Source organism: Microcystis sp. M083S1 (assembly GCF_020246405.1).
GTDB classification, from domain to species: Bacteria; Cyanobacteriota; Cyanobacteriia; order Cyanobacteriales; family Microcystaceae; genus Microcystis; species Microcystis aeruginosa_C.
The window spans coordinates 1-4,130 of record NZ_JADBTB010000062.1; the positions used below are offsets into that span (position 1 = coordinate 1).

Here is a 4,130-nt window from a genome sequence, read left to right on the forward strand (position 1 = left end):
CCTGATACTAAAAGAGTTGGTACCTTAATCTCAGCAAATTTACCAGGCATAATTTCCACTGCTTTTTTACTCACAGATGTATAAATTGTGCCTAGGGCTGCCTCATAATCTGCCGCTAAAAAATCTTCTAAAAAAGCAATTTTTTCTGATTTTGGGATCGATCGATGCAAAAATCTCGCCATAAATAATCGATCGGCAAAAGGTACTTTTAAAAATCAATCATAACGAAACCGTACCACATACTTACCGAATTGATGGAAGGCAGCAAAAGCCGCCTTGTCCCTGTGGAGAAACCCGGTTTCTTTGTCTATGGAGCGATCGCAATTAGCCCTAAACCAATCTAACAGGTAGGTTGACTGGCGCGATTAGTTGAAGTTTAGACATAATTGTGTTAATTATGTTTTTTTAATGCAGATGAATAGCTTGGCAATAAGGCTATCATCAATTATAATTAAAATCAATAAAAACAAATCAGCGATATTTGAGAATAATTGTAATTATGAAATTTGTGTTAAGTTCTCAAAATGTTTATGACTATTTAATCGACCAAAAAATCTGTGATCGCTGCCTAGAAAATCCGGGAGTAGAGCAGATTCAGGCTAAAAATTTTAACTTATTAGTGACTTTACCAGAGGGTCGAAAGTTACTGGTTAAACAAGAACAATTTATTAATTTAGAAAAGGAAACGGTGGGCGAGTTTTTTGGGGAATGGCGAATCCCCAAATTTCTAGAGAACTTTCCTGAAATTGACTATTGGCGTAGTTTTCTGCCAGAATTACTGCTCCACGATGCTGATAACTCAATTTTAGTTTCTACTTATCTGGATAATTATCAGGATTTGGCAGAGTTTTATTCTAAAGAGAATCTCTTTCCGGCTCAGGTTGCTACTCAAATCGGCAGTTGTTTGGCGACAATTCACCGTGATACCTGGAATCAGAGTATTTATCGGGAATTTTTTGTCAAAGAAGAGTTTGCTGGAAAACCGAAAGTATCTCCGCTATTATTAGAGAGTTTGGAAAGGATCGGTCCTGAAATTTTTGGCATGGCTCCGATGGATGGATTGAAATTTTTTGCACTTTATCAACGATATGATAGCTTAGGAGAAGCAGTTCATCGAGCCAGTGAAACTATTTCTCCTATTTGTCTGACTCACAATGACATCAAGCTGAATAATATTCTTCTGAATCGAAACTGGGAAGATATTAATGGAAATGCGATCCGGTTGATTGATTGGGAAAGGTCTGATTGGGGAGATCCAGCATTTGATTTGGGAATGGCAATCGCTAGTTATCTACAAATTTGGTTGGGTAGCTTGGTGATTAGTAATTCTCTCAGTATTGAAGAGTCTCTGCGACTAGCCACTACTCCCCTAGAATTGCTGCAGCCATCTATCGGTGGGTTAACTTTAGCTTATTTAGAAACTTTCCCAGAAATCTTAGAATATCGTCCTGATTTCTTAAAGCAAGTAGTCCAGTTGGCCGGTTTTTCTTTAATTATTGCAATTTTGGCAATGGTTCAGTATCAAAAAATCTTTAATAATACCGGAATTGCTATGCTTCAGGTAGCCAAGGCTTTGTTATGTCGTCCTGAATCATCAATGCCTACGATTTTTGGGGCTACTGCTACTCACTTAAATCAGATAAATTCTTCTGTTGTTGGCCAAGTTTAATATCGTTGAGTATCTTGAAAAATTATGTCATTACTTAATTCTCAATTCCATCATTTAGCCCCTGAGGTTAGAGGTCGGTTAAAGGAAGCTTTGTTAGATATTGTTGAAAATCTCGAAATTTCCGCTGATTTTTCGATTCGTCATCCTAACTATCAACCCTGGGAAATGCCTGCTGAGATGTTGTCTCGGATTCAGGCTTTACCGAAGGAAATACAGGATAAATATATGAGTTTACAGTTGAGGAGTTTTCTTTATGGTATTTATTATAATGGGTCGATGCAAGCATCGCAAGCATTAGGTTCTGAGAATAAGGGTCAGCAATTAGATTTGGAGAATAATAGTTTTGCTGGCGTAGCTATGGACTTTTATTTACAGTTGGAAGAAGCGAACAAGGGGGAGGGATATTTTGATTCGGGTTGGTCAATTTTGAGAGAGGAAACCGATGGCAGTTTGGCTGTGACTAAGGGCGGTTTGCGACTGCATATCCAACGGGAAAAGCATCTTCAAGAGTCTGAGCAAGCGGCGGCAGTGGGTGCTGTTGTGTCAATTTTGATGCCTAAGAATTTTGTACAAAATGGCTTTTATATGGCGGTGGGTAATGCCGGTTTACAGAGAGAGGAAGCTATGGTGCGGCTCTATTTTAATGTTACTCCCGAAGGCGCGGTGGCTGTGATGACTGGGTTGACTGAAAGGTTAAATCAGAGGGGGATTCCTTTTAGTTTTAAGGCTTTATATAATCCAGTTGATTATCAACGATATGATGCTGGGGTGCTTTATTTTGGCAAAACAGATTATGAGTTGGTCAGGCAGGTTGTGGCTCATGTTTATCAAGAAAATCAGTCTGTTTTTAAGCCAGAAATACCTTTGTTTACTCTGGAGTTAGCACCGGGTTTGGGGTTGGCGGAAGAACCAGACAAAAAGTTTGGCAGTGAGGAGAGTTTTGGGATGAATCGCTGTCAGATTATAGCCAATGGGTTGTTGATGGCTTGGCAACAGGAGGACAATTCTGCGGCGGGTCGGATTACTGCTATTTCTGAGCAGTTTTCTGGGTTGGGGATTGATTGGCAGCGTCCTTATTTGAATGCTGATTCTGAGGATGTTTATCAGGGATTAGAGTTGGCAGGCTGATATTAGTCGCCTATCTGGGAATCAAAGAGCGATCGGCCCATCGGTAGATTTTAGCCTCATTAGGTCATGGGGCTATTTTTTTGCTCTGCCACCACCCGAACCCTGGGCAGAGAGATATAAAAAAAACATAATTGTGTTATTTATGTCTTGAAAAACAAGGCTCGTTGATACGAGATTATGGGCATTTGCGGTCATAATCTAGATGAAGTTACGGTTTTTAGTCGGTAAAATTGAGACATAATTGTGTCAGTTAGATTAATTTTAAAGTTGCTCAAGCTATTGTCATTGTTGGAGAAGTATGAGACATTGAGTTAGTCTTCAAAAAAGAGGTAGATAATAACTCTGATTACCTCAAACTCAAATCATCTCCCTTTTCCAAAGAGGAAACAAAAATGGCCAATATTACTATTTCTGAGTTACGCCCTGCTGGTGCGGATTTACTCTTTGATTCTGAAAGCTTTTTAGATTATCTAAATGATGACGAGCTTTACAGTGTTTCTGGTGGAGGCGTAACAACGCTGACGGCATCGATAAAGACAGTTGTGGTGACCACTTTTGCTTGTGGAGTGGTTGTTGGTGTCGCCTCAGTTGGTCTTATTGCTTGGACGCTCTCAAAATAAAGGATGAGTATTATGCAAAAAATCAGGATTGACAACTTAGAGTGTCCTGCTGGATATGATTTATTCCTTGATTCTGAAAGCTTTTTAGATGAAGTACATGAATCTGAATACCAGAGAATCAATGGTGGAGTTTCACCTACACTTGCTAGTAGTGCTTGGTGTTTCGCAGGAGGTGTGGCAGTTGGGGCCGCTATATCGGGTGCCATTGCATGGGGTGTAAAGAAAATTTTAGCATAGAATTTACAGTGTAAATTCTATTTTGAGACAAAAGACTAGGATTTACCTAGGTAAACCTGATGTTTCTGTCTCTAAATAGGAAGCTATTTTCGGATAAAAAATCTACTTAAAATAGCTTCTATTTACTTTTATTGATGAGTTGAACTACTCCAACCTTGTCCTTAAGCCACTCGCCAAACAACTCTGACCAAATTTGATAGCGTAACTGATCATTTAACTCTGGCTGTATAATTTCCTCCACTAAAATCAAGCTTATCCCTTTAGCTTTCACAATAGGTTTAAGAACTTCAATATACTTGTCAGTCACATCATAGAAACTCATTTCCCCTAGCAAACCCTAATTAATTTCTAAAAAATCTTGCAATTTTTGTAGATAAGTAGGGGCATCTTCTAACATGGGAAAGTGAGCAGTATTAGCCATCTCCACATACTGGATATTATTATTCAAATCCGCCGCCATTTTGCCCATTTTGGCA

General features: G+C 39.0%; 6 protein-coding genes and 1 pseudogene. 4 read left to right on the top strand and 3 right to left on the bottom strand.

The window, feature by feature from the left end; genetic code table 11:
• A pseudogene (locus tag IM450_RS05715) lies at positions 1-281 on the bottom strand (alpha/beta fold hydrolase); the annotation flags it as partial.
• A gap of 218 nt (positions 282-499) precedes the next feature.
• Here IM450_RS05715 and IM450_RS05720 point away from each other — a divergent pair.
• The 4 genes from IM450_RS05720 (at position 500) to IM450_RS05735 (ending at position 3,654) form a co-directional block, all read left to right on the top strand.
• Complete coding sequence (locus tag IM450_RS05720; protein WP_002802369.1) at positions 500-1,669, top strand: phosphotransferase; 1,170 nt, start codon at positions 500-502, stop codon at positions 1,667-1,669.
• 24 nt (positions 1,670-1,693) lie between these two features.
• Positions 1,694-2,797, top strand: a complete 1,104-nt coding sequence (locus IM450_RS05725) for a T3SS effector HopA1 family protein (RefSeq protein WP_002802367.1) — start codon at positions 1,694-1,696, stop codon at positions 2,795-2,797.
• Between the two features lie 392 nt (positions 2,798-3,189).
• The gene (locus IM450_RS05730) at positions 3,190-3,417 is read left to right on the top strand and encodes a hypothetical protein (protein WP_002802365.1); all 228 of its coding nucleotides are present in this window, start codon (positions 3,190-3,192) and stop codon (positions 3,415-3,417) included.
• Between the two features lie 3 nt (positions 3,418-3,420).
• Positions 3,421-3,654 carry a hypothetical protein gene (locus IM450_RS05735; RefSeq protein ID WP_002802363.1) on the top strand — a complete coding sequence of 78 codons (234 nt, stop codon included), beginning with the start codon at positions 3,421-3,423 and terminating at the stop codon, positions 3,652-3,654.
• Positions 3,655-3,772: 118 nt separating this feature from the next.
• On the opposite strand, the gene IM450_RS05740 is transcribed toward IM450_RS05735, so the two are convergent.
• Both IM450_RS05740 and IM450_RS05745 read right to left on the bottom strand, forming a co-directional pair.
• Positions 3,773-3,976 carry a hypothetical protein gene (locus IM450_RS05740; RefSeq protein WP_287667542.1) on the bottom strand — a complete coding sequence of 68 codons (204 nt, stop codon included), beginning with the start codon at positions 3,974-3,976 and terminating at the stop codon, positions 3,773-3,775.
• Positions 3,977-3,991: 15 nt separating this feature from the next.
• On the bottom strand, positions 3,992-4,130 hold a 139-nt coding region (locus IM450_RS05745; protein WP_287664376.1), incomplete at its 5' end, for an alpha/beta fold hydrolase.

What these genes read in the sequence shown, in the direction of transcription:
- IM450_RS05740 (WP_287667542.1), bottom strand. Translation starts at nt 3,976, where the DNA reads ATGAGTTTCTATGATGTGACTGACAAGTATATTGAAGTTCTTAAACCT.
- IM450_RS05735 (WP_002802363.1), top strand. Translation starts at nt 3,421, where the DNA reads ATGAGTATTATGCAAAAAATCAGGATTGACAACTTAGAGTGTCCTGCT.
- IM450_RS05725 (WP_002802367.1), top strand. Translation starts at nt 1,694, where the DNA reads ATGTCATTACTTAATTCTCAATTCCATCATTTAGCCCCTGAGGTTAGA.
- IM450_RS05730 (WP_002802365.1), top strand. Translation starts at nt 3,190, where the DNA reads ATGGCCAATATTACTATTTCTGAGTTACGCCCTGCTGGTGCGGATTTA.
- IM450_RS05720 (WP_002802369.1), top strand. Translation starts at nt 500, where the DNA reads ATGAAATTTGTGTTAAGTTCTCAAAATGTTTATGACTATTTAATCGAC.